This is a genomic window from Burkholderia sp. BDU5, assembly GCF_001522845.1.
Taxonomy (GTDB): Bacteria; Pseudomonadota; Gammaproteobacteria; order Burkholderiales; family Burkholderiaceae; genus Burkholderia; species Burkholderia mayonis.
The window spans coordinates 1-1,304 of record NZ_LOWC01000139.1 but is presented as its reverse complement, the minus strand read 5'-3'; the positions used below and the strand labels follow the sequence as shown (position 1 = coordinate 1,304).

Here is a 1,304-nt window from a genome sequence, read left to right as displayed (position 1 = left end):
TACGGCGCTGCGCAATTGCAGGCCGCGATCGGCGATGCGCTACAAAGCGGCGTGCCGCACCCGAACGCCGTGCGCCTGGCGCTGGAGCGCCGCCGCGAAGCGCTTGAACTGCCACCACCGCTTGCCGTGTGTCTGCCGCCACACGTACGCCAGAAGGACACGCCGGTCCAACCCCACCGGCTCGATACCTACGATCAACTTGCCGGAGGCACGGATGAGCTCGCTTGAATCATTGCGCACACGCGCGCAGGAATTGCGTTTGCACGGGCTGCTGGCCCACTGGCCCGAGGTTGCGCAGCAGCCGTGGGTCGCGCCGCTCGTGCAGTGGGAAGAAGACGAGCGAGCCCGTCGCTCGCTCGAGCGGCGCATCAAGGAATCACATCTGGGCGGCTTCAAAGCCTTGTGCGACTTCGACTGGGGTTGGCCGTCACGGTGTGATCGCGGTGCCATCGAAGAACTGATGACGCTCGGGTTCATGAAGGACGCCGCCAACGTCGTGCTCATCGGCCCCAACGGCGTGGGCAAGTCGACGCTGGCGAAGAACGTCGCGCATCAGGCGCTCGTGCATGGGCACACGGTGCTGTTCACCACCGCCGGCAATATGCTGGGCGAACTGGCTGCGCTCGATAGCGATTCAACGCTGCGCCGGCGCTTGCGTCGCTATGCTGCGCCCGACGTCCTTGTGATCGATGAGGTCGGATATCTCTCCTACTCGAATCGCCACGCCGATCTGCTGTTCGAGTTGATCAGCCGGAGATACCAGAACAACAGCACCATCGTGACATCGAATCGACCGTTTGCAGAATGGTCAGAAGTGTTCCCGAACGCCGCCTGCGTCGTGTCGCTCGTCGATCGCCTTGTGCATCTCGCCGAGGTCATCTCGATCGAAGGCGAATCGTACCGCCTGAAGGAAGCCCGCGAGCGGGCCGACAAGCGCGCCCGGCAGCGTGGCCCGAGCAAATCGGCCAAAGGAGGCGAGTCATCATGACAGCCGTGCCATTGCCCTCAGGCCTCACGCGCGGCTTGAACTTCGTCGTGCCCGACGACTGGACGCCCGAGCAGGCGCTCGCCGTGTTCGAACTGCTCGACGACTTGCGCGAACTCATCTGCGCACGCTATCTGCCCGACATGCAGCGTGTCCTTCGTGGCGATCGTCGGCAACGTGAACTGCCGCTCACCGAGCACGACCCGCCGTTCTGATCGGCGACATTCAAAACAAAGGGGCCCGCGTGGCCCCTTTGTCGTTGACTGTTTCGCTCAACCTTGTGCCGTCGTTTAACGGCGCTTTTACACCGGCGCTAACA

The 1,304-nt window shown here is 63.5% G+C and carries 2 protein-coding genes and 1 pseudogene; all 3 read left to right on the top strand.

The genetic code is table 11. From position 1 onward, the window contains the following. A pseudogene (locus tag WS69_RS34240) lies at positions 1 to 228 on the top strand (IS21 family transposase); the annotation flags it as partial. Next, positions 215 to 988, top strand: a complete 774-nt coding sequence (istB, locus tag WS69_RS21210; RefSeq protein WP_059472650.1) for an IS21-like element helper ATPase IstB — start codon at positions 215 to 217, stop codon at positions 986 to 988. The pseudogene WS69_RS34240 and the gene istB, both read left to right, overlap by 14 nt. Further along, positions 985 to 1,200, top strand: coding sequence for a hypothetical protein (locus WS69_RS21205; protein WP_059472649.1), 216 nt, complete (start codon positions 985 to 987; stop codon positions 1,198 to 1,200). Before istB ends, WS69_RS21205 begins: the two co-directional genes overlap by 4 nt. Positions 1,201 to 1,304: the final 104 nt, after the last annotated feature.

Excerpts from the sequence above, each read along its gene's own strand:
- istB (WP_059472650.1), top strand. The coding sequence starts at position 215 with ATGAGCTCGCTTGAATCATTGCGCACACGCGCGCAGGAATTGCGTTTG.
- WS69_RS21205 (WP_059472649.1), top strand. The coding sequence starts at position 985 with ATGACAGCCGTGCCATTGCCCTCAGGCCTCACGCGCGGCTTGAACTTC.